22 protein-coding genes and 1 riboswitch are annotated in these 24,060 nt (G+C 44.1%); of the genes, 12 read left to right on the top strand and 10 right to left on the bottom strand.

The window, feature by feature from the left end:
- Positions 1-29 precede the first annotated feature (29 nt).
- The 4 genes from AC2VOY_RS13455 to AC2VOY_RS13440 form a co-directional block, all read right to left on the bottom strand.
- Positions 30-554: a winged helix DNA-binding protein gene (locus tag AC2VOY_RS13455; protein ID WP_491834117.1), complete on the bottom strand. Its 525-nt coding sequence runs from the start codon at positions 552-554 to the stop codon at positions 30-32.
- 4 nt (positions 555-558) lie between these two features.
- The gene (locus AC2VOY_RS13450; RefSeq protein ID WP_491834116.1) at positions 559-1,863 is read right to left on the bottom strand and encodes a TRAP transporter large permease; all 1,305 of its coding nucleotides are present in this window, start codon (positions 1,861-1,863) and stop codon (positions 559-561) included.
- A gap of 1 nt (position 1,864) precedes the next feature.
- A complete protein-coding gene (locus tag AC2VOY_RS13445) occupies positions 1,865-2,428 on the bottom strand; it encodes a TRAP transporter small permease (RefSeq protein ID WP_491834115.1) in 564 nt (187 codons plus the stop codon).
- A 116-nt stretch (positions 2,429-2,544) separates the two neighbouring features.
- A complete protein-coding gene (locus AC2VOY_RS13440; RefSeq protein ID WP_491834114.1) occupies positions 2,545-3,537 on the bottom strand; it encodes a TRAP transporter substrate-binding protein in 993 nt (330 codons plus the stop codon).
- 183 nt (positions 3,538-3,720) lie between these two features.
- On the opposite strand from AC2VOY_RS13440, the gene AC2VOY_RS13435 reads away from it, so the two are divergent.
- The 3 genes from AC2VOY_RS13435 to AC2VOY_RS13425 are packed head-to-tail and all read left to right on the top strand — an operon-like array spanning position 3,721 to position 6,160.
- Positions 3,721-4,452, top strand: coding sequence for a 5-oxoprolinase subunit PxpA (locus tag AC2VOY_RS13435; RefSeq protein ID WP_491834113.1), 732 nt, complete (start codon positions 3,721-3,723; stop codon positions 4,450-4,452).
- Between the two features lie 41 nt (positions 4,453-4,493).
- Positions 4,494-5,231 carry a 5-oxoprolinase subunit PxpB gene (pxpB, locus tag AC2VOY_RS13430; protein ID WP_491834112.1) on the top strand — a complete coding sequence of 246 codons (738 nt, stop codon included), beginning with the start codon at positions 4,494-4,496 and terminating at the stop codon, positions 5,229-5,231.
- Entirely contained in the window at positions 5,228-6,160 is a 933-nt protein-coding gene (locus AC2VOY_RS13425) for a 5-oxoprolinase subunit C family protein (RefSeq protein ID WP_491834111.1), read from the top strand. Before pxpB ends, AC2VOY_RS13425 begins: the two co-directional genes overlap by 4 nt.
- A 145-nt stretch (positions 6,161-6,305) precedes the next feature.
- Here AC2VOY_RS13425 and ppsA read toward each other — a convergent pair whose 3' ends face one another.
- Positions 6,306-8,684: a phosphoenolpyruvate synthase gene (ppsA, locus tag AC2VOY_RS13420; protein ID WP_491834110.1), complete on the bottom strand. Its 2,379-nt coding sequence runs from the start codon at positions 8,682-8,684 to the stop codon at positions 6,306-6,308.
- 235 nt (positions 8,685-8,919) lie between these two features.
- On the opposite strand from ppsA, the gene ppsR reads away from it, so the two are divergent.
- The 8 genes from ppsR (at position 8,920) to atzF (ending at position 20,014) form a co-directional block, all read left to right on the top strand.
- On the top strand, positions 8,920-9,768 hold the full coding sequence (gene ppsR, locus AC2VOY_RS13415) for a posphoenolpyruvate synthetase regulatory kinase/phosphorylase PpsR (protein ID WP_491834109.1): 849 nt from the start codon (positions 8,920-8,922) through the stop codon (positions 9,766-9,768).
- 347 nt (positions 9,769-10,115) lie between these two features.
- Positions 10,116-10,257: riboswitch (guanidine-I (ykkC/yxkD leader) on the top strand.
- 49 nt (positions 10,258-10,306) lie between these two features.
- Positions 10,307-11,368: a putative urea ABC transporter substrate-binding protein gene (locus AC2VOY_RS13410; protein ID WP_491834108.1), complete on the top strand. Its 1,062-nt coding sequence runs from the start codon at positions 10,307-10,309 to the stop codon at positions 11,366-11,368.
- Positions 11,369-11,391: 23 nt separating this feature from the next.
- Positions 11,392-12,222, top strand: a complete 831-nt coding sequence (locus AC2VOY_RS13405) for an ABC transporter permease (RefSeq protein WP_491834107.1) — start codon at positions 11,392-11,394, stop codon at positions 12,220-12,222.
- Entirely contained in the window at positions 12,215-13,087 is an 873-nt protein-coding gene (locus tag AC2VOY_RS13400; protein ID WP_491834106.1) for an ABC transporter ATP-binding protein, read from the top strand. The genes AC2VOY_RS13405 and AC2VOY_RS13400 overlap by 8 nt, the downstream gene beginning before the upstream one ends.
- Positions 13,084-13,809: an urea amidolyase associated protein UAAP1 gene (locus AC2VOY_RS13395; protein ID WP_491834105.1), complete on the top strand. Its 726-nt coding sequence runs from the start codon at positions 13,084-13,086 to the stop codon at positions 13,807-13,809. The genes AC2VOY_RS13400 and AC2VOY_RS13395 overlap by 4 nt, the downstream gene beginning before the upstream one ends.
- A gap of 11 nt (positions 13,810-13,820) precedes the next feature.
- Entirely contained in the window at positions 13,821-14,459 is a 639-nt protein-coding gene (locus AC2VOY_RS13390; RefSeq protein ID WP_491834104.1) for an urea amidolyase associated protein UAAP2, read from the top strand.
- 140 nt (positions 14,460-14,599) lie between these two features.
- Positions 14,600-18,229 (top strand): urea carboxylase, encoded by a 3,630-nt coding sequence (uca, locus tag AC2VOY_RS13385; RefSeq protein WP_491834103.1) that lies wholly within the window; start codon positions 14,600-14,602, stop codon positions 18,227-18,229.
- A 12-nt stretch (positions 18,230-18,241) separates the two neighbouring features.
- Positions 18,242-20,014, top strand: coding sequence for an allophanate hydrolase (gene atzF, locus AC2VOY_RS13380; protein WP_491834102.1), 1,773 nt, complete (start codon positions 18,242-18,244; stop codon positions 20,012-20,014).
- A gap of 93 nt (positions 20,015-20,107) precedes the next feature.
- Here atzF and AC2VOY_RS13375 read toward each other — a convergent pair whose 3' ends face one another.
- Positions 20,108-20,413 carry a YceK/YidQ family lipoprotein gene (locus AC2VOY_RS13375; RefSeq protein ID WP_491834101.1) on the bottom strand — a complete coding sequence of 102 codons (306 nt, stop codon included), beginning with the start codon at positions 20,411-20,413 and terminating at the stop codon, positions 20,108-20,110.
- Between the two features lie 92 nt (positions 20,414-20,505).
- On the opposite strand from AC2VOY_RS13375, the gene AC2VOY_RS13370 reads away from it, so the two are divergent.
- Positions 20,506-20,931 carry a phosphate-starvation-inducible protein PsiE gene (locus AC2VOY_RS13370; protein WP_491834100.1) on the top strand — a complete coding sequence of 142 codons (426 nt, stop codon included), beginning with the start codon at positions 20,506-20,508 and terminating at the stop codon, positions 20,929-20,931.
- Positions 20,932-21,037: 106 nt separating this feature from the next.
- Here the strand turns inward: AC2VOY_RS13370 and AC2VOY_RS13365 are convergent, their stop codons facing one another.
- From AC2VOY_RS13365 to chbA, 4 genes are all read right to left on the bottom strand, one after another.
- Positions 21,038-21,409: a diacylglycerol kinase gene (locus AC2VOY_RS13365; RefSeq protein WP_491834099.1), complete on the bottom strand. Its 372-nt coding sequence runs from the start codon at positions 21,407-21,409 to the stop codon at positions 21,038-21,040.
- Positions 21,410-21,434: 25 nt separating this feature from the next.
- Positions 21,435-22,496 (bottom strand): adenosine deaminase, encoded by a 1,062-nt coding sequence (locus AC2VOY_RS13360; protein ID WP_491834098.1) that lies wholly within the window; start codon positions 22,494-22,496, stop codon positions 21,435-21,437.
- A 95-nt stretch (positions 22,497-22,591) separates the two neighbouring features.
- Positions 22,592-23,548, bottom strand: coding sequence for a LacI family DNA-binding transcriptional regulator (locus AC2VOY_RS13355; RefSeq protein WP_491834097.1), 957 nt, complete (start codon positions 23,546-23,548; stop codon positions 22,592-22,594).
- A gap of 172 nt (positions 23,549-23,720) precedes the next feature.
- The gene (chbA, locus tag AC2VOY_RS13350) at positions 23,721-24,032 is read right to left on the bottom strand and encodes a PTS N,N'-diacetylchitobiose transporter subunit IIA (protein ID WP_491834096.1); all 312 of its coding nucleotides are present in this window, start codon (positions 24,030-24,032) and stop codon (positions 23,721-23,723) included.
- Positions 24,033-24,060 lie beyond the last annotated feature (28 nt).

Below are 24,060 nucleotides of genomic sequence, written 5' to 3'. Positions count from 1 at the left end.
TTTTCCTTTATTATTTAGATTGTGACTTTTTACAATGAGCGCACCGCACGCGAGGCTTGATCATAAAAGCCAGATAAAGTTCGCATTAAGGTTGCGGCATCACCCAGTTGGTCATTAATTTGCATCGACTTTAAAACTTCCACTAAGCACTGCTCTCGAATATCCCGATAATGACGGCAAAAATCTTCGCCAGCCTCGGTCACCTTATAAAAGGTATCTTTGCCTTGGCGAAAACTTGTGACTAAATCAAGCTTCACAAGCTTTCTCACGGCATATGAAACATTATGTAAGTCATCGATATTTAAAGTAAAAGCCACATCTGCAATACGTTTTGGCCTGTCACGATGATAAATATTATGCACGACCAAAATATCCAACGGACTGAGTTCTGGCATGCCAGATGTGGTGCTACAAGATTGCATCCAACGATTAAACGCATTGTTCATCATCGTCAGTCCATACTCAAACTCGCTCAGCTTCATCGCATCCTTACTTGCAAGATGCGAAGATGAAACGATAGGTAAATGTTCATTTTTATTTTCTTTATCAGACATAAAACTATCCTTGGGTCATCGTCATCGGTAACCAAGTAACTATTTCAGGGAACAAAGTAATGATTAAAACGGCTGCCACTAATAAGAAGAAGAAAGGCAACGCTACTTTGGCAACATAGAGTATGTTTTTGCCAGTTAGGCTTTGGATCACAAATAAGTTAAACCCAACCGGAGGCGTAATTTGTGACATTTCAACCACTAAAACGATATAAATACCAAACCAAAGTGGGTCGATACCAGCTTGAATGACCATCGGCAGGACAACTGATGTGGTCAGTACCACAACTGAAATTCCATCTAAAAAACAGCCTAAAATCACAAACAAAATAGTTAAGAAGAACAAAAGCATATAAGGCGATAACTGCATTAAGGCAATTTCTTCTGCCAACATACGCGGCAAGCCGATAAAGCCCATGGCAACAGTTAAAAATGCCGCGCCGGCAAGAATAAATAAAATCATGCACGAGGTTTTCACCGCGCCCAATAAGCTCTCTTTAAAGGTATCCCAACTCAAGGTACCACTTGTTAGCGCTAAGATTAGCGAGCCTAACACCCCAAACGACGCGGCTTCTGTTGGCGTGGTGATCCCTGCATAGATAGAACCTAAAACAAACGTCACTAAGAGTGAAATTGGGATTAATTTAAAGATGGCTTTGAATTTTTCAGACCATGAATAATGCGTCTCATCCACTGGCATGCGATCTTTATTTTTAATCGACCAGAACATGGTGTAGCCGATAAACATGATCACCAGCATAATCCCCGGCACAGCGCCTGCAATAAATAAGCGGCTAATCGAAACTTCAGCAGAAATGCCATAGACAATCAAAATAATTGACGGCGGGATCAGCAAACCTAAAGTGCCAGAGCCTGCCAAGGTGCCGATTGCCATTTTATCGTCATACCCTTTGCGTTTTAGCTCAGGTAAGGTCATCTTACCTATGGTCGCCGCTGTCGCTGCCGATGAGCCTGAAACCGCTGCAAAAATGCCACAACTTAGGATATTCACGTGAAATAATGCACCCGGAATTCGGCTCAGCCAAGGGGTTAAGCCTTCAAATAAATCTTTGGATAATCGGGTGCGAAAGAGGATTTCGCCCATCCAAATAAAGAGTGGCAATGCCGCCAGCGACCAATCGGAAACTGTGCCCCAAGTTGTCGATGCAAAGACCAAACCAAACGAGTCATTACCAATTAAAATCATCCCAACCGTTGCCACTGAAATCAGCGACAATGCAACCCAAGTGCCACTGGCTAACAGCGTAAACAAGAGAACCAATAAAATAGCGCCTACCATTAACTCATTCATATTATTTGCGCTCCTCGTTTAACCTTGGCTCATCATCTAACATAGATATCGCATCCGATTCTGCGAGCATTTCTTCCTCTGATTTTGGAATTGGTGTTTTATGCACCCAACTTGAATAAGTGCTATCGAGAACAGCAATGAAAAAGATCAAAGCGCCAATCGACATCGGCAATTGCACCAACCATAACGGCATCGGCACATAACCCGAAGTCACTTCTTCAAAAATCCATGACTCCCAGACCATATAAATCAATTGATAAACAACAAAGCACACCAAAACAGATGCGATGGTTAAAACGAAGCGATCAAACCAGATTAAGATGTGAGGTTTAAGGTGGGAAGTAAATAGACTCACGCGAATGTGAGCACCGCTACGAAAGGAATAAGCCAAGGCGAGAAAGCTAGATGAGGCCAAAAGATAACCTGCAAAATCTTCGCTTGATGGAATAAGAATGCCGAGCCAACGTCCAATCACTCTTGCTAAAATAATCAGGCATATCAAAATGATGCCTAAGCCTGAGATAGCTCCTGAGGCTAAATAAAGCTTATCTAATAATGTTCGCATGCGACTATCCTTAGTGATGCTTTTGATATTTAAATTTGAATGCAATAAAAAATCGTTGAAGATGCAGCGCAGCAATCAGGCCACACAATACAAGTTCAACGATCAAGGGGTTAAAATTATCGGTTTTGATATGCGCTGAGCACAGCCTTACCTTCTTCACCTGCTTCTTGCGCCCATTCAGTCGTCATCTCATCACCGATTTGCTTCAGTGATGTCATTAACGCATCATTTGGCTTGGCAACATTAATGCCATTTTCTGCAAGCTCTTTAGTCTTTTCAGTGGTTTCTTGCATCGCCATTTCCCAACCGCGCTGCTCTGCTTTTTGCGACACTTCAAGCAACTCGGCTTGCACTTCTTTTGGCAAACGCTTAAAGGCACGTTTATTCACAATCACCATATTTTTAGGGATCCAAGCTTGCACATCTGTGTAATTATCTAGGTAATCCCAAGATTGGCTGCTCACACCTGTCGTCGGTGAGGTAAACATCATATCTATGATGCCAGTTGAGAAGGCTTGTGGAATTTCAACGGTTTGAACAGTTGTCGGAGTGGCTTCAAGTAATACAGCGAGGCGAGATAAGGTCGGACTATAGGCACGGATTTTAGCGCCTTTTAAGTCATCAATTGAATTTAGTGGTTTGTTGCTATAAATACCTTGCGGTGGCCAAGGCACAGAATAAAGCAGCATCATGCCATCTTTATCTAGCTTGGCTTCAATTGTCGCTTTTGAAGCTTCGTATAAGGCTTTCGCTTCATCAAAGTTTGTGGCTAAAAAAGGAATGTTATCAAGTTTGTAGATAGGATCAGTATTGCCAAGCATACCAATGAAAACTTCACCAATTGGCACTTGCTGAGTACGCACCGCGCGTGCAATTTCAGGATGCTTAATCAAAGAAGCGCCCGAGTGCACCACAATTTCTAGCTCGCCATCAGTCGCTTCTTTCACGTCTTTAGCAAATTGCACAACATTTTGCGTATGGTGGGTGGCATCCACATAAGGCGTTGCCATGTCCCAGCGCGTTGCTGCAACACTTGTCGCACTCGTAAACATTGCCAATGTCAGGAGCGTCTTTTTCAAGACGTTGTTTTTCAAAATTCCATTTTTCATGATTATTTCCTTGTAATTATCCTAAATTTGCATAGAGCTGACGCACATGTGTAGTTCCGCACACTCTTAATATATAAACAATTTGACAGCAATTTACAAATGAATAGTATATAAATTGTATTCATTTTCAATTTTGTGCTTAATTTATATACGGAAATAATTTGCAAAAAAAGGGAGAAAAAGATGAAACTCAACTGTGATTTAGGCGAAAGTTACGGGATTTGGCGGATAGGAAAAGACGATGCTGTGATGCCTTATATCGACATGGCAAACATAGCATGTGGCTTTCATGCCTCGGATCCGGATGTCATGGCAAGCACTATACAACTTGCGCTCAAGCATGATGTACAAATTGGCGCGCACCCAGGTTATGATGATAAAAAAGGCTTTGGTCGTCGCTCTATCCCACATACCAAAAATGAGCTCAAACACTTAGTTGCTTATCAAATTGGCGCGATGCAAGCCATGTGCCGCTTGTATGGCGCTAAGGTTAGTTACGTTAAACCGCACGGCGCGCTGTATAACGATATGATGGCGGATGAAAATGTCTTTCGCGCCATTGTTGAGGCAATGTCTCAATCTAAGCTTGAGATCCCATTGATGATCTTAGCCAAAAAAGATAACTCCGTTTATCAAGAAATTGCCAATGCTGCCAATGTTGGACTACTCTTTGAGGCCTTTGCTGACCGAGCATACGACAATCAAGGTTTCTTGGTTTCAAGGCAAATTCCCGGCTCTGTTTATCACGATGAAAGCCAAATTATTGCCCAAGTGACGCAATTGGTGAACAACGGCAGCGTGCAAACCATTGAAGGGGAAGAAGTTATGCTCAATCCTGATACGATTTGTGTGCATGGTGATAACGATGAATCCATCGCCACCATCAGCCGCTTACGAGGCGTGATCCACCCATAATTTAGGCAATCAGGCTTGCTCAAAGGAATTGAGGAGATACGATGAGCCGTTCGAAAAGTGAAAAACAAGGAAGCCCTGCGCATTCAAAACGAGTGCTGCGGATCAGTGAAAGTCATGTCATGGTGTATGTCAGCGAAGATAAAATTGATATCCAGCTGACGCCTAAAATTGCCTTATTTTGTGGAAAGATTAAGCACAAGTTTCCTAAACTAATTGATATAATTCCATCTTACCATAGCGTGCTGATTGAGTTTCACCCGCTGCATACAGATGTAGAGAAGCTAATCCACTACCTTGCGCAGCAGTTAGAAGATTTCGACCAATTAACCGGTACTCGAGAGCCAAAAACGATAGAATTACCGGTGTATTATCACCCAGAGGTTGCGCCCGATCTTAATGATGTTGCAGCGCGACATGGTTTATCGGTTGAGCAAGTGATCGCGCATCATAGCCAAGTTGAATATACCATTTGCGCAATTGGTTTTGCCCCAGGCTTTGCATTTCTTGGTTCGGTAGATAAAGCGATTGCAACCCCGCGCCATACTGAGCCGCGTTTGCATGTTGCCAAAGGCAGTGTTGGGATTGCCGATGAACAAACCGCAGTTTATCCGCTTGACTCACCCGGTGGCTGGCAAATTATCGGCAACTGCCCTGTCGATTTAACCGATCCCAACTTTCAAGTGGGCGATAAGGTGATGTTTAAACCTGTTAGCAAACAAAGCTTTATTGAGATGGGTGGCAGCATTGCAGCAAATTCAAACAAGGAGGAATGCGCATGAAAGCACTTCGCGTAATGACTCCAGGCCCCTTGTCTTTGGTGCAAGATCTTGGCCGAAAAGGTGTCGCGCATTTAGGTTTTAGTCGCGGCGGGCCAGTTGATTTACATGCTTTTTGTTGGGCGAACCGCTTATTAGGCAACGCTCCCAACGCCCCTGCGATTGAAATCAGCATCGGCCAAGTGGCGTTTGAGGCGCTCAATGATCTGACCCTCGCATTCACTGGCGCGCACATGCCAATCACTATCGACGGCGAAAAAGTTGAAAACTGGCAATCTTTTATACTTAAAAAAGGCCAAATTTTACGTATCGGCTATGCGCGCTCAGGGCTTCGCGGCTATCTTGCTATTCAATCTGGCATCGATGCACCTAAAGTCCATCAAAGCTGCGCGACGGTGCGGCGAAATTTTGTTGGCGGCTTAGAAGGTTTTCCCGGTCAGGCGTTGCAAGCAGGACATGAAATTAGTGCCTGTCAAAACAATACCTTAATTAGCAAACCAGTGTTCACGCCGCCAAGGTTTATTCCAAGCTATGCACCGCTAATTGATGTCGGCATTTTTGAAACCTATCAAGCAGACTGCTTTAGCGACGCGCAAAAAGAAGCGTTTTACGCGCAAACTTATACCGTCAGTGACAAACTCGATCGCATGGGGATACGCCTGCAAGGTGAGCCGATTCATCCATCAATTGGTGGGATTATTTCTGAGGGGATTGTGGAAGGTTCAATTCAGTTTCCGCCCAATGGCCAGCCGATCATTTTATCCAGCGATAGCCAAACGTTAGGCGGCTATCCGAAAATAGGTTGTGTCAGCAAGATGAGCATGATGCGCTTAGCCCAAGCAAGACCTGGCACTAAACTGAAATTTTATTGCGCCGATATGCATGAAGAAACCATAAAATATCAAAAATTTATGCAGTTTTTTAAGCTTTAGGTGCTAGCTTCAAGCTCTAGCTGCTCGTTTTAAGCACCAAGTGCTAAGCTAAACTTAAGACCTTAAAAAGCCATCTGCTTTGAGATGTTATCAAGAGGTAGATGGCTTTTGGGAATCGTCGTGAAGGTTACACCGAACTCACACCCTAACGCCCTACTTTACTCCCCAAATGCAGCCAAGTTTCGACCACAGTATCAGGATTAAGCGAGACTGAATCTATGCCTTGCTCCATCAGCCACATAGCTAAATCTTCATGATCTGATGGGCCTTGGCCGCAAATCCCAACATACTTGCCGGCGCGGTTTGCTGCGGCAATCGCCATCGAAAGCATAGCTTTAACCGCAGGGTTGCGCTCATCAAATAAATGCGCCACTTCCCCTGAGTCGCGATCAAGGCCGAGGGTTAATTGCGTCATATCATTCGAGCCAATCGAGAAACCATCAAAGTGCTTTAAGAACTCATCTGCGAGCACAGCATTGGATGGCAGCTCGCACATCATAATGACTTTCAGCCCTTCTTCACCTCGGCGCAGGTCAAATTTTGCTAGCAAATCAATCACAGATGCAGCTTCATCTGGGGTGCGCACAAATGGGATCATAATCTCGACGTTTTTCAGCCCCATTTGATTGCGCACTTGTTTAACCGCTTCACATTCAAGTTCAAAACAAGATTCAAACTCGCTTGAGATATAACGCGACGCGCCACGAAAACCAATCATAGGATTTTCTTCCACTGGCTCATAGGCTGCGCCGCCAATTAAGTTGCGGTATTCATTAGATTTAAAGTCAGATAAGCGCACAATCACGCGTTTTGGCCAAAATGCCGCCGCAAGGGTTGCGATCCCTTCCGTAAGTTTTTGCACATAAAAGTCTCTTGGGCTGTCATAACCTCGCATTTTTTGCGCAATTTCTTGTTTGATGTCATCACTTTGCTGCGCAAAGTTAAGCAAGGCTTTCGGGTGCACGCCAATCATTTTATTGATAATAAATTCAAGTCTGGCAAGCCCCACGCCTTCATTGGGAATGGTTGCAAAATCAAAGGCGCGATCTGGGTTGCCGACATTCATCATGACTTTTAATGGCAATTGTGGCAGTGCGTCCACATTCGAGCGTTTGACTGCAAAATCAAGCAAACCTTGGAACACCAAGCCGGTTTCCCCTTGGGCACACGATGCGGTCACAGACATACCTGAAACCAGTTTTTGCGTCGCATCCGCGCAGCCGACAATCGCCGGAATGCCAAGCTCTCGTGCAATGATTGCCGCATGACAAGTGCGCCCGCCTCGGTTGGTGACAATCGCAGCCGCCTTTTTCATCACCGGCTCCCAATCAGGATCTGTCATATCCGTCACCAGCACATCGCCCGCTTGAACTTGATCCATCTCATCTAAGCCTTTGACCACACGCACCACACCTTGACCAATTTTTTGCCCAATCGCACGGCCTTGTACTAGCACCTCATGCTCTTTTGTATTGGCTAATTCAAAACGTTCAATGCTTTGCACACTCTCACGCGAGCGAACAGTTTCAGGACGCGCTTGAACGATAAAGAGCTCCCCTGTCACGCCATCTTTTGCCCATTCAATATCCATCGGGCGACCATAATGCTTTTCAATAATCAGCGCTTGTTTGGCAAGTTCAGTAATTTCCGCATCGGTCAGTGAGTAGCTTTGACGCTCGGTTTGTGTGGTATCCACCACTTCCACTTGTTTGCCTATGCTTTGATCTTGGGTATAGACCATTTTTAGAAGTTTGGAGCCAAAGGTCTTACGCACCACAGCTTGATTGCCAGCTTCAAGCATTGGCTTATGCACATAAAACTCATCTGGGTTGACCGCGCCTTGCACTACCATTTCACCAAGCCCCCAAGATGAGGTGATGAACACCACTTGATCAAAGCCAGTTTCTGTATCTAAGGTAAACATCACCCCAGATGCCGCTTTATCTGAGCCAACCATACGCTGGATCCCAGCCGAAAGCGCGACGCCTTTATGATCAAAGCCTTGGTGTACACGATATGAAATTGCGCGATCGTTAAAAAGGGAAGCAAACACATGCTTGGTGGCTTCAATCACAGCGTCAATGCCACGCACGTTAAGGAAGGTTTCTTGTTGCCCTGCAAAGGAGGCATCGGGTAAGTCTTCAGCCGTAGCAGAGGAACGCACAGCAACTGCGATATTGTCATCCCCTTGAGTAAGCGTGTGATAAGAGGTTTTAATCTGCGATTCAAGCTCAGTTGGCAGTGGCGCATCAAGCACCCATTGGCGGATCTTTTTGCCTGCTTGCTGTAAGGCTTCAACATCTTCAATATCGAGCGCATCAAGCAGTTGGTGAATTTTGTCATCGAGCCCATCTTGCTCTAAAAACTGGTTAAACGCCTGCGCCGTGGTGGCAAACCCATTTGGCACTTGCACCCCAAGGTTTGCTAAATTTGCAACCATTTCCCCTAAGGAAGCATTTTTGCCTCCGACCTTGTCTACATCATGCATTGAAAGCTTTTCATACCAAATGACTTGCTGTCCCATACCGCGCTCCTTTAAACATTTCGCGAGATGCACATCATCACAACAAGCAAACAACAATGATCATGTGCGACTGGATTCAACATACAAAAATAAAAACAAAAAATAAGATTTCATGTTTAAAAATGAGGCAAGCTTCGCAAAGCCATCTTGAGACGCTGTCGGCATACGCAAAATGCGCGATCTTGGCAAGCAACTTCTTATATACTCACCAAAAGACAAGTGGATAGGGATAGCGATGAGTCAAAACATAGCGCCAGAAAATAGCGAATTAAGGGACGTCTTTTATATCTCAGACGGCACCGCCATTACAGCAGAAACTATGGGCCATTCTGTGCTTGGTCAATTTGACTTTAAGACCAAGCAAAGTACCTTTCCCTTTGTTGAAAACATGGCACGCGCGCAAAAAATCATGCAGCTTATCGAAAGCTCGTATCATAAACACCAGCAAAAGCCGCTCGTTTTTTATTCCATTGTCCTGCCTGAAATCAAAGCCTATATCGAGACCGCGCCAGCCCATTGTTATGATGTCTTAGAATCCCTTGTGACGCCGCTTGCCAAAGATCTAAACTTAGAACCTAAGCCGCAATTGCACCGCTCGCGCAGTATTCATAAAGATCTTGAAAGCTACACCAATCGGATTGCGGCAATTGAATATACCCTTGCCCATGATGATGGCGTGTCGCTGTCGCAACTTGATAAAGCAGATATTATTTTGCTTGGGGTGTCACGCTGCGGCAAAACCCCAACGAGTTTATATTTGGCGATGCAATTTGGCGTACGCGCAGTCAATTATCCATTTATTAAGGATGACATGTCAGGACTAAGATTGCCGACTGAGATTGAGCCCTATCGCTACAAAACCTTTGGTTTAACGATAGATCCTGAGCGTTTAGCGGCAATTCGCACTGAGCGCTATGCCAACAGTGAGTATGCCAGCCTTGCCCAATGCCAAGCAGAATTGGCAAAAGTAGAGAGTCTATTTCGCCGTGAAGCCATTAGTTATATCAATACCACTTCGCTCTCGGTTGAGGAAATTGCCACCCGTTTATTGGAGCAAAGCGGGATCAAGCGGCATTTGTGGTGATATTTAATTCACTTTCCTGTCCGTCAACCTCGCACCAAAACAATGCCACCGTGCGCAGCATTTTGGTGCAAGGTTTATTTTAGTGCAAGATTAGCACTCCTTTCGATCGCAAATGCACAGCCAAAGTGCAGGATCGCATCAAATTAATCCATTATAGGTATAAAAATCACACAACTATGGTGTAACCAACTGAAATTCAATGATTTCATAAAGTTGGCATGCCGTTTGCTTATTTATACCTGTATAAAGACCATTGCGCAGAGACTTATCAAAAAGTTTCACACATAGTTGTCACTTACCCAAAGATTTGACTGAATTTGGTTCAATTTCTTAGGTATACAATTTGTAAAATAGATATCTAGGGTTCCGACTGATTGATTCACCTTGTTCGAATAATCAGTGACTGGTCCGAGAGTTATCAACCTTCTCGCATTTATCCAACAGATAGACGCATGGAAGGTCACACGGAGGGACAAAAGCCCGGGAGACTTATTTTTATGTCTCTGCGCCTCTATGTGACAACCAAAGGAAGGTTACTATGAAATCACTCAAAAAATATCTACTCCCCTCGCTACTTGGCCTATCAATGTGCGCGACCTCAATGAGTGCGCTTGCCGAACAAAAAGAAAAATTCACCCTTGCTTGGTCGATTTATGTCGGTTGGATGCCGTGGGAATATGCTGATTCTTCAGGTATTTTAGATAAATGGGCAGATAAATACGGCATTGAAATCGATGTTGTGCAGGTGAATGATTACATCGAGTCAATCAACCAATACACCACAGGCCAGTTTGATGCGACGGTCATGGCAAACATGGACGCATTAACCATTCCCGCAGCAAGTGGTGTGGATTCAACAGCGATTATTGTGGGTGACTTTTCCAACGGAAACGATGGCATCGTCTCCAAAGAAGCACAAAAACTTGAAGATCTAAAAGGTCAAAACCTTAACTTAGTTGAGCTAAGCGTATCTCACTACCTTCTCGCTCGCGCCCTTGAAACTGTTGGTTTATCTGAGCGTGATATCAAAGTAGTCAACACCTCTGATGCGGATCTCGTGGCAGCCTTTCAAACACCAGATGTGACAAATGTAGTCACTTGGAATCCTCTTTTAAGCGAAATCGAAAAAACGCCAAACAGCAAAACGCTTTTCACCTCTGCTGATATTCCAGGAGAAATCATGGATTTATTAGTAGTAAACAGCCAAACCTTACAAGACAACCCTGATTTTGCCAAAGCTTTAACCGGCGCATGGTACGAAGTCATGGAAAAAATGACAGGTGATGAAGCCGAAGCGGTGAAAACCCATATGGCGCAAGCATCGGGCACAGATCTAGCCGGTTACCAATCTCAACTTGATACCACCAAGATGTTTTATAAGCCTCAAGATGCGGTGGCATTTACGCAAAGCCCTGATCTGATCCAAGCGATGCAAAAAGTTAGCGAGTTCTCATTTGAGCAAGGTCTACTTGGCGAAATGGCAGATGATGCTGGCTTTATCGGTATTCAAGGCCCAAGCGCGACCTTTGGTGATACCAACAATATCAAACTTAGATTTGACCCAAGCTATATGCAAATGGCTGCGGATAGCAAGCTTTAATTCTTGGGATATATGGAGTTGATATGACTAAATTAATGAACAACCATCCACCAAAGTACGGGCGTATACTGCTTGGACTCCTGCCATTTTTGCTCTTGTTGGTGCTTTATATCATCAGCTCAGAAGCAAGACTTGCTGCCAATGCAGCCGACAAACTACTTCCTTCATTAACCACGATTGTCGACTCCATCAATAAAATGGCGTTTACGCCAAACCGCCGTACTGGTGAGTATTTACTTTGGGTAGATACGTTAGCAAGTTTACAGCGCTTATTTATTGGTGTGGGAATAAGCGCCCTTGCTGGCTTTTGTATTGGGGTATCAACTGGGGTGATCCCGTTTGCTCGCTCAAGCTTTTCACCGCTTATCACAGTGATTTCACTGATCCCACCAATGGCAATTTTACCTATTTTGTTCATTACCTTTGGGGTGGGTGAACTGTCAAAAATCATGCTTATCGTGATCGGCATCTGCCCCATGATAGCGCGAGATATACAATTGCGTGCGCAAAGCTTACCGCAAGAGCAAATCATTAAAGCCCAAACCCTTGGCGCCAACACTTGGCAAATGATAGTGCGCGTGATTATCCCTCAATTATTGCCTCGCTTGATTGAAGCTGTGCGCCTTGCTTTAGGGAGTGCTTGGTTATTCTTAATCTCAGCTGAAGCGATTGTTGCCACCGAAGGGTTAGGTTATCGCATCTTCTTGGTGCGTCGTTACTTATCTATGGATGTGATTTTGCCTTATGTTTTATGGATCACCATCTTAGCCTATGGTATTGACTGGGCATTAAGCAAATTGTCGAAAAAATTAAGCAACTGGTACCACGTTGAACAAGGAGGCGCAAATGGATAAGTCAGCCCACTCAATGCAGCCTAAACAAGCATCCCCACTTATTGAAATCAATAACTTGTGGAAAGAATATGGCAACAATATTGTTCTTGAGCGTCTCAACCTAAGTGTTAACGAAGGTGACTTTATTAGTATTGTTGGCGCCTCTGGTTGCGGTAAAACAACTTTTTTAAACATGCTGCTTGGCACAGAGCAACCCACTCGTGGCGAGATCTTACTCGATGGCAAGCCATTAAAGTATGAGCCAAGTGTTGAGCGTGGGATTGTGTTTCAAAAATACTCGGTTTTCCCTCATCTCACCGTCTTAGAAAACGTGATTTTAGGGCTTGAATTAGATGCCCCAGGCCTTTCAAGCAAACTTTTTGGTCGTCTGTTTGGCAGTGCCCGCGCGCAAGCGAAACAAGAGGCGAAAAAAGTGCTCGATGCCGTGGGTTTATCCCATGCTTATGAAAAATATCCGCATGAGCTTTCTGGCGGCATGCGTCAGCGTTTATCTATCGCCCAATCTGTGATCAAAAAACCACGTATTTTATTGCTCGATGAACCTTTTGGCGCGCTTGATCCTGGGATCAAAAAAGACATGCACCAATTGATTTTAAATCTGTGTGAAGAGCAAAACTTAACCGTCTTTATGATCACTCATGATTTAAGTGAAGGCTTTTTACTCGGCTCGCGTTTATGGGTATTTGACCATGACCGTATTGACCCACAAGCCCCTGAGCGCTTTGGCGCAAAAGTCACATTCGATATTCCTGTGTCTCGCGAAAAACGTCAACAAGCACAAGACAAGCTTGATCGCGAAGACCAAAACAAAATTACAACGATTTCAAATTCAATGGCAAGCACACAAGGAGTTTATTCATCATGAATGGATCAGATTACATTTTTAAAGATACTTTACCCGGCGCAGCGCACTTTTCTGTGACGGTTCCAAAAGGCCATATCATGCGCTTAACCGACCTTGAAGGCGGCGCCAACCTCAGCATGATTTTTTATAACGCCAATCAATTGTTAGAGCGTTATAACGCGCCGGATACCTTAAAAGGTCAACACACCTTTAAACTAACCCAAGGTCATTGTTTATATTCAGATATGGGCCGCGTGTTCTGCTCTATTGTGCGCGATGATACCAACTGGATTGACAGTGTCTGTGGCGTAGCAAATAAAGACAAAGTGACGGAAAAATGGGGCACGCGTGACTATCAAAATGATCGCAATTCATGGAAACAAAATGGTTATGATGCCCTGCTTGTTGAACTGGCTAAATATGGCTTAGGCAAACGCGATTTATGCGCCAACTTAAATCTATTTTCAAAAGTTGCGACCGATGATGAGGGTAACCTGAATTATGTGCCAGCGCACAGCAAAGCAGGTGATGTGATTGAGCTTAGATTTGAAATGGATACTTTGGTCATCATGACAACCTGTCCGCACCCATTAAACCCAAGCCTTGAATACCCATTCAAACCTGTTGAAGTCTCACTTCATCAAGCTGAAGCAGTGCAAGCTGATGATGCGTGTCTAAATTCTCGTGAAGAAAATGCGCGTGCTTTTGAAAATAATCGCCGTTATTTAATGCAGGCTAAATAAGGAGTCTCCCCATGATTGTTGAAAGTAAATTAACCCCTGAAAACTGCTTAAGAAGAGATGTTGTGCCTGCTGGCGATTACTACATGAAAGTGGTGAAGAAAGGCCAAACCGTTCGCATTTTAGATCTTGAAGGCAACCAAGCGGCAGATACTTTGTTTTATAGCGCAGAAGATCCAAGCGAGCGTTATAGCGCGATTGATACGATTCGCGAGCAAGGCAATGTGTACTTAACTGCGGGCACCAAAATCTTATCTGATCAAGGCAATGAAATGCTTGAAATCGTTGCGGATACTTGTGGCCGACACGATACCCTTGGCGGCGCTTGCGCAACCGAAAGTAACACTGTGCGTTATGCCATTGAGAAAAAATGCATGCATGCATGCCGCGACAGCTACCTGCTGGCCATTGCTGAAAACGAGCACTTTGGCATGAGCAAAAAAGATATTACCCACAACATTAACTTCTTTATGAATGTCCCTGTGACCAAAGAAGGTGGCCTGACATTTGAAGATGGCATCAGTGGCGCAGGTAAATATGTTGAGCTGGAAGCTAAGATGGATGTGATTGTGCTGATTTCAAACTGCCCACAATTGAACAACCCTTGTAATGCTTACAACCCAACGCCAATCGAAGTCTTAGTTTGGGAATAAGCTAAGCCGCAAGATATATAAATGAGCTGGGGACGACCCCTGATATATCCTTTTGATATATGTATACCGAAATGAGGAAGGTAGAAAGCTCACATAAAACGAGACGAGACGACTCGTCCATTATTATCATGGAACAGATTATGACTGCACATCAGCCAATCAAAACCGTATTAATTGCTAACCGCGGCGCCATTGCTTGTCGCATTATTCGCACATTAAAAAAACTAAATATCAAAAGCGTAGCAATTTATAACGAAGTCGATAAATATAGCCTACATGTCAAACAAGCTGATATTGCTATCTCTCTTGGCGCAGGCTCGGTCAAAGAAACCTATCTTGATCAAGCAAAAATTCTTGAAATTGCCAAACAAACCAATGCCGATGCCATTCACCCTGGCTATGGTTTTTTAAGTGAAAACCCAGATTTTGTCGAAAGCTGTGAAAGCGCGGGCGTCATTTTCCTTGGCCCAACACCGCTACAAATGCGCTCTTTTGGCTTAAAACACAGTGCGCGTGAGATTGCAGAAAATGCTAACGTGCCGCTTTTACCGGGCTCAGGTCTATTAACCGACCAAGCAGAAGCCCTGCGCATTGCCAATGAAATTGGCTACCCAGTGATGCTTAAAAGTACGGCCGGCGGCGGTGGTATCGGGATGCTGCGTTGTAACACAGACCAAGAGCTTGAACATGCCTTTGATTCAGTTAAACGCTTAAGTGCAAATAACTTTAGCAATGATGGCATCTTTTTAGAAAAATTTATCGCCAAAGCGCGTCACATTGAAGTGCAGATTTTTGGTGATGGCCAAGGCCAAGTGGTTGCACTGGGTGAGCGTGATTGCTCCGCGCAACGCCGAAACCAAAAAGTCATTGAAGAAACCCCAGCGCCACATATTTCAGATGAAACCCGTCAAGCACTAAAAGACACCGCAATTTCGCTAGCGCAAAGCGTGAAATATCGCAATGCGGGCACAGTGGAATATGTCTTTGACCAAGAAACGCAGCAATTTTATTTCCTTGAAGTGAACACTCGCTTGCAAGTTGAGCACGGCATTACCGAAGAAGTATTTGGCGTTGATCTCGTTGAATGGATGGTTAAACTTGGCGATCAAAGCTTTGATTTCTCTCAAGCTGAGCAACTGGGCGCGCCACAAGGTCATGCAATTGAGCTGCGCCTTTATGCCGAAGATGCAAATAAAGACTTCCAACCAAGTGCTGGCCTATTAAGCCATGTCGAATTCCCAAGCATTGAAGGTGTGCGTATTGATCACTGGATTGAATCTGGGATTGAAGTCTCGCCATTTTTCGACCCTATGTTAGGTAAAATCATCGCTTATGCCCCAAGCCGTGACGAAGCCTTAGCCAAACTCAGTCAAACACTTGAAGAAATGCTCGTCTATGGCGTTGCCCACAACCAAGATTACCTTGCGCAGCTGATTGCAAGCCCTATGGTTCAAAGCGGTGAAATCTTAACGCAAAGCCTAAATAGTTTTGCTTACAAAGCTTGCTCAATCGATGTTATTTCTGGCGGCACTCAAACCAGTGTTCAAGATTACCCTGCGCGTGATGGCTATTGGCACATTGGCGTTCCGCCATCAGGCCCAATGGATAGCCTTAGCTTCCAATTTGGTAACCAACTTCTAAATAACCCACAAGATGCCGCTGGTCTTGAGATCTTAATTTCAGGTCCAAAGCTTAAGTTTAATGTTAGTAAAAAAGTTGCGATCACAGGCGCGCACATTGATGCCAGCCTTGATAATGTCGCGGTTGCAAACAACCAAGTGATCCAAGTTGAAGCCGGTCAAGTGCTCAGCCTAGGGAAAATCACGCAAGGCGCACGTAGCTACTTACTCATTGAAGGTGGGATTCAATGCCCGGATTACTTAGGCAGTAAATCAACCTTTACGTTAGGTCAATTTGGTGGTCATTTAGGCCGCACTTTAGTTGCGGGGGATGTTTTGCCGCTGCAACTTGCACCGACAGAGCCAAGTGCACCCGTTCAAGCGAGCACTACAATTACGCCGGCTGATCTTAGCCAAACCCAAGAGATTCGCGTGATTTATGGTCCACATGGCGCGCCAGATTTCTTCACTGAAGAAGATATTGAAAACTTCTTCCAAGCAAAATGGAAAGTCCACTTTAACTCAAGCCGCACCGGCGTTCGCCTCATGGGTCCAAAACCAAATTGGGCGCGTACTGACGGCGGCGAAGCTGGCCTTCATCCATCAAATATCCATGACAATGCTTACGCTGTCGGCAGTATCGACTTTACCGGAGATATGCCAGTCATTTTAGGCCCAGATGGTCCAAGTCTTGGCGGCTTTGTTTGCCCTGCAACCATCATTAAAGCTGATTTGTGGAAAATTGGGCAACTCAAAGCTGGTGATGAAATTCGCTTTATTCCTGTATCATTTGAAGCTGCTGCCAAAGCTGAACTGACTCAAACCAAGCAACTGCAAGACTTGCAACTTGCGCCAGTTGAGATCGAGCCGATTGCCCTGCCTGAATTAATCAAGCAAACCCCTGTGATCAAAACCCTTGCCAAAGATGTATTTGGTGAGAAAGTTGTCTATCGCCCAAGTGGTGAAGATCATCTCTTGGTTGAATATGGCGAGCAAATTCTTGATATTCAATTACGTTTCCGTGCGCACGCACTCATGCTATCTCTTGAAGAGCAAAAGATTGAAGGGATTAAAGAGTTAACCCCTGGGATCCGTAGCCTACAGATCCGCTTTGATAACTTGGTTCTGCCACAAGCTAAACTGCTTGATTTATTAGAAGAAACCGAGCGCAACTTAGGTGATATTAGCCAACTTAGTGTGCCGGCACGTGTGGTTCATCTGCCGCTTTCTTGGGATGATGCGGCGACCAAACTTGCGATCAAAAAATATGATGAAGTGGTGCGCAAAGATGCCCCTTGGTGCCCAGATAACATTGAGTTTATCCGCCGTATCAATGGCTTGGATTCAATGGAAGAAGTAAAGAAAATTGTCTTTGATGCTAGCTATCTGGTTATGGGCTTAGGCGATGTTTACCTTGGCGCGCCAGTGGCAACTCCTATCGATCCAAGACATCGTTTAGTGACAACCAAATATAACCCAGCACGTACTTGGACGCCTGAAAATGCCGTGGGGATTGGTGGCGCTTATCTATGTGTTTATGGCATGGAAGGCCCAGGTGGTTATCAATTTGTTGGCCGCACAATCCAAATGTGGAACCGTTATCGTCAAACGCAAGCCTTCCAAAAACCTTGGTTATTACGCTTCTTTGACCAGATCCGTTTCTATGAGGTTTCAAGTGACGAACTGCTTGAGCTGCGTGAAAAACACCCGCATGGGCAGTATCCAATTAAGATTGAAGAAACTAGCTTCTCGTTAGCGGATTACCAACAAACCTTGGAAGAAAACGCAGATGAAATCAGAACCTTCAAAACCAAACAGCAAACCGCTTTTGAAGCCGAAAGACAGCGCTGGGAAGAGTCAGGACAAGCCAACTTTGTCGCCAAAGACATCCAACAAGCCCCAAGCCAAGCGCTCGAGCTTAACGATAATCAAGAAGCTGTGGAAAGCCATGTTGCAGGGAGTATCTGGAAGATTCTAGTCAAACCAGGAGAACATGTACAAGAAAACCAAGTCATTATGATCATCGAAGCGATGAAAATGGAGCTTGAAGTGACCGCCACAAGCAGCGGTATCGTGGATCAAATCTGCCAACTAGAAGGCGATCAAGTTCAAGCCGGTCAAGCGCTCGTGGTTCTAAATCAAGGCAGCTAAGGAATAGAAAAAATGGATATGATTAAAGATATTAATGCCTTGATTGAGGCGTACAAAAGCGGCGCAACCACGCCTGCACAATACTTAAAACAAAAGCTAAGCCTAGCGCAGCAAGATAGCGCTAATGTTTGGATTGAAACCTTATCTGAGCAAGCGTTAGAGGCATATATTGCCCAACTTGCTGAGCAGAATATTGATGACTTGCCTTTATATGGCGTGCCGTTTGCCATTAAAGATAATATTGATTTAAAAGGCCTGCCAACCAGCGCAGCATGCCCTGAATACGCATATGTTGCCAACGAGTCAGCATTTGTGGTCAAACAGCTTATCCAAGCAGGCGCAGTGCCCATTGGGAAGACCAATTTAGATCAATTTGCGACTGGTCTTGTGGGCGTTAGAAGCCCATATGGCGCAGTTAAAAATAGCTTTAACCCAGAGTATATTTCTGGCGGCTCAAGCTCTGGTAGCGCCGTAAGTGTCGCAACCGATCAAGTGCTTTTCTCGCTCGGCACTGACACCGCTGGCTCAGGTCGTGTCCCTGCTGCGTTTAATAACCTATATGGCTTAAAGCCAACCAAAGGTCGTTTGAGTACCCAAGGTGTGGTGCCAGCATGTAAAAGCTTAGATTGCGTAACCTTGTTTGCAAAATCTGCGCAAGATATTGCGATCTTAGATAAAGTGGTCGCTGTGTATGATGAACAAGATTGCTATGCACGCCCAGAGCCAAGCGTTCAAACAAAGGTCGAGCAGATCTCTTTTGCCGGCGCTAAGGTTGGCGTATTAAGCCGCGATCAATTGGCATTTTTTGATGATGCGGATTATCAAAGTCTCTATGAAAGCAGCCTGAAGCGTTTGCAAAGCCTTGGCGCTGAGCTAATTGAAATCGATTTTTCAGCCTTTAGTGAAGCTGCCAACCTGCTTTATCATGGGCCTTGGGTGGCGGAGCGTTATGTTGCGATTGAAAAGTTTTTCAATGCAACGCCAGAAGCCTGTTTGGAAGTGATTCAAACTATTATTGGCGGCGCAAAAAACCTAACAGCGGCGCAAACATTTGATGCCATGTATAAGCTTCAAGCGTGTAAAATCGCAGCAGATAAACAAATGCAGCAGGTTGATTTTGTCTTAACCCCGACGGCAGGCACAACTTATACCATTGCAGAAGTTGAAAACAACCCGATTGCGTTAAATACCAATTTAGGCTTTTATACCAACTTTATGAACCTGCTCGACTATAGCGCAATTGCGATCCCTGCAGGTTTCACTTCAAAAGATCTGCCTTTTGGGATCACCCTCTTTAGTCAAGCGTTTGAAGATAAAAAGCTCATCAGCTACGCCAAGGCATGGCAGGCTTCACAAGCTTATCCATTGGGCGCAACGGGTGTGTTTAACCAAACTGAGCAAACCATTGATATTCTAGTGTGCGGCGCGCATATGCAAGGCTTGCCTTTAAACGAGCAATTAATTAGTCTTGGCGCAGCCTTGAAAGAGAAAACCCAAACGGCGCCAGCTTATACTATGTATGCTCTCGAAAACCCAGCGCCCGCACGTCCAGCACTTGTGCGTGATGAAGACAAAGGCGTGAGTCTTGATGTGGAAGTTTGGCGTATGCCAAAACATAATCTTGGCGCTTTGCTTGAAAAAATCCCGCATCCGCTTGGGCTTGGGAAGGTTGAACTAGTCTCTGGCGAATGGGTCATTGGCTTTATTAGTGAGCCAAAATCGATGCTACTGGGGGAGAACATTAGTCACTTTGGCGGTTGGCGTCACTGGCTAAGTCAAAAATAATCTCACTTGATTAATATAAAAAGCTCGGCAGTGGTTTGCTGAGCTTTTTTGTTTCTCTCATAAGCCAAGCGTTAATAGTTAATAAGCCGCCACTTACTCCAACCATTCCAACATTTTACATTGATAATTAAAGCGACTGGATGGCTTATTGAGATCCGCAGGAAGAAAGAAAGTATCAGCAACCAAAGACAAGGGCAAATCAATCACAAACACAGGTAGCAAGAGCACTGACAAGCTTAACGGCGGCTCTAAAATCATAGACAAACCTTTGAGATTGCAGACAAAGCCTGAGTAGACATGGCCTTGGTCTTGATTGGTTTTCGTCAATATCGTGGCGCAACCAGAGACGAGGCTTATCAATATAAATGAAAGCATAAACTTTTTGAAAATCAGATACATGATTTGCCCTATTGATTAATAATTAAGTAACAATCTGGTGATATTGATCATATACTTTAACGAGTTGTGTTTATTTACGTTTTGGATCGCCAATGAAATCTCACCTACCTGAATCTTTTACCAAACCTTTTTTAAAGATTTTCCATACTTTAGAAGCCATTATTTTGGTCGCGATCACCATAGCAACTGTCTATGCCATGGTCGAAGAGTTTATTTATCTGTTTGTTGCCAAAAAAGTCATGTTGACAGATATCTTATTAATGTTCATCTACTTAGAAGTCTTGGCCATGGTTCAGCAATTTATTTTACATGGCAAGATCCCAGTGCGCTACCCAATTTACATTGCGATTATGGCGATTGCCCGTTATGTCACCCTTGGCATGAAGGAGCTTGACGCTGTGCCTGTGGTTTGGCTGTCATTAGCGGCGCTGATTTTAGCCGCAGCAACCGTGGTGATCCGCGTTGGTCATCATTACTGGCCGTATCATAATGAGCAAAAAGCCAAAGAAGAAGATTAAATTTATTATTTAAAACGCACAAAAAAGCTCTGATCATGGCATTTGATCAGAGCTTTTTTCTTACTCATTCAAAGTAACTTAGCCTATTGCAGGCCTTATTGCAAACTTAGTTAAACAAAACACACAACCACACTGCAACCGCCATCACAGAGCTTAGCAATACAATCGCAGAGCCGATATTTTTCGCCACACCAGAAAGCTCATGGTATTCAAGGCCGATTCGATCGACCACAGCCTCTATCGCTGAGTTGGTCATTTCTGCAAAAAGCACAAAGCCTAAGCTCAGTAACATAGCGCACTGCTCTAGCGCAGAGACATCTAAAAAGAAGCTTAAAATCGTCAGTGGGATGAATAACATCACTTCTTGTCTAAACGCAGCTTCATTTAAAATCAGATATTTAAATCCGTTATAACTGTGTACAAAGGCATATAAAATGCGTGCAATACCTGTTCTGCGAATAATTTTTGGCTCACTCATGTGACAACTTGCTTCCTAAGAGTAATTAGTGATGACTTAATCCAAAGTCGTGTAAAATTTTAAATTTGGCAAGCTTGGCTTTATCTGAAATAAAACTAGCTTCAATGCTATTTGCCGTTAGCATTAAACAATCTAGTTTAGTTAATGCGAGACTTTGGGCAAGCGCAATAAAGTTATCCGTCATATAACCGCCAAAATAAGCCGGATCATCTGAGTTCACTGTCACGCACACGCCTTGATGCAGCAAGTCCAAAATCGGATGCTCACGCATATCTTGATACACTTTTAGCTTAGTATTCGACAAGGGGCAAACCGTTAGCGGCATGCGCGAACTTGCAAGGGCTTGCACCAACTCAGGATCATCTGTCGCCCGCACCCCATGGTCAATGCGGCTCACCTGGAGCAATTCTATCGCAGTTTGTATATTTGTCGAAGGCCCTTCTTCTCCTGCGTGAGCGACCGTTAAAAAGCCTAGCGCTTTGGCTTTGGCAAACACCCGCGCAAATTTCTCTGGCGGATGGCCTTTTTCTGAAGAATCCAAACCCACGCCAATAATTTTATCCTTAAAAGGCAATGCCTCGTCAAGGGTCGCAAATGCACTCGCTTCATCTAAATGGCGTAAAAAACATAAAATTAAGTGGCTGGATATACCAAGCTCTGCTTCACCTTGCTTTAGCGCAGCAAGGATCCCGTTGAGCACAGTGTCAAAGGCAATGCCACGCTCAGTATGCGTTTGCGGATCAAAAAAGACTTCTGTATGAATCACATTATCTTGCTTACAACGCAATAAATAAGCCCAAGTAAGATCATAAAAATCTTGCTCACGCACAAGCACATTTGCGCCTTGATAATATATATCTAAAAAAGATTGTAAATCCGTAAATTGATACGCAGCTTTAAGCTCTGCTGGGTTTTGGTAGGGAATATCTATTTGATTACGTTTGGCTAGCGCAAACATCAGCTCGGGTTCAAGCGAGCCCTCTAAATGCATGTGCAGCTCAACTTTTGGGAGTAACGATAACCAAGACTTATCAGGGGTTTGCTGCGCCCAAGTTTGGTTCTTAAATTCCTGCATCCAATCTAGCATATTAATTTCCTTCTTTTTATTCCTATAAAAGAAGTATATATCTAATATCACAAAGACAGTGCAGTGGTTTAAAAAGCTCAGATGGGATCAAAAAATTAGCTTAGGTTTTGCACACTTTCACGGCACACTAAGCGCCCTTGCTGCACTTCAACACCTTGGTTACTGGCTTGTTTACCTAAGAGGTGGGAGATTTTTGTCATGCAAGTATCAATCAAAGACTGACTATCATGTGAAATCGCCGTCACTTGTGGGCTGACTTGGGTCGCAAGTTCGCTATCTTCAAGACAAATAAGTGACACATCTTGCGGCACATAAAGATTATATTGACGCAAAATTTTAATCGCTAGCGCAGCGTGCGTTGCACTTGGGACGACCATAGCGCTAAATTGTGAGAATTGATTTAACAGCTGCAAACAACTGGCTTCAAAGTCGCCTTGCATGGCAAATAATAGCTGACGATTAAACGGCACTGCGCGGGTTTGCATCGCAGCTAAATAGCCTTCTTTAATTTGGCTATCAATGTGTTCATCTTGATAAAATAAGGCAATTTGACGGTGGCCAAGACCAAGTAAATAGCTGGTTGCTGTTTGGCTCGCAAATTGATAATCCACGCCAACAGCAAACTGTGCACTGGCATTGACTTTATCAAGTAAAATCACGTTATCAAACGCACTGGTATTTATCTGTGCGCCAATTAACACCACGGCTTGGCATTGCTGGGCATAATCTTCAACTAGGCTTTGCTGCTCTTGCGCATTTTGGCTAAATTGCACCAGCATACGTAAATCTTGCTGCATAAGTTGCATCGACAGGCGTGGGAGGTAATCTTGCAGGCGGGACACTTCAGAAAGAGAGATGATCACAGCAATATCTTTATTCGCTTGCGTAGCTAGGCTTTGCGCATTGACATTCGGCACATAATTCAACGCTTTAGCCGCTTCAAGAACCGCTAAACGACTTTCTTCACGTACGCCGCGACTGCCGCTTAAAACACGGGAAACGGTTGCCTTAGATACATTGGCAAGCAAAGATACATCAGTAATAGTTGCCATAACACCCTCTAAATTTTACAGCTTAAATTTAACTTTTTATATTGTATTACAATTCACTTATTATGACGAAAATAATCAAAAATGAAAAGAGGCAAAAGGTAAAAATTAGATGTTCACCCGCTCGCCTCTTTATTTATATGCTATTAGTTTTTAAATAGATACAAAATATGAATTACTTCTCAGCAATTTTTTTGTGCAAATCAATTAATTCATTCATCATTTCTTTAGCGAGCATGCTTGTCATTAAATGATCTTGTGCGTGAACCATAATTAATGTCATTTTAGTTTTGCCTTCGCCTTCATCTTCTTCAATCAGCTTAGTTTGAACTAAATGCGCTTGATTTGCGAACTCTTGAGACTCTGCCATGAGCGCTTGCGCTTTCTCAAAATCCCCTGCTTTCGCAGCATACAGAGCTTCAAATGCTAGGCTTTTTGATTGACCAGCGTTAATGATAATGCCCATTACTTGTTCTTCTAAATCCATCATTTGTTCCTTATTATTTTAATTTTTT

This window comes from Vibrio sp. KMM 9700, from assembly GCF_058545285.1.
This window is presented reverse-complemented; position numbering and strand designations above follow the sequence as displayed.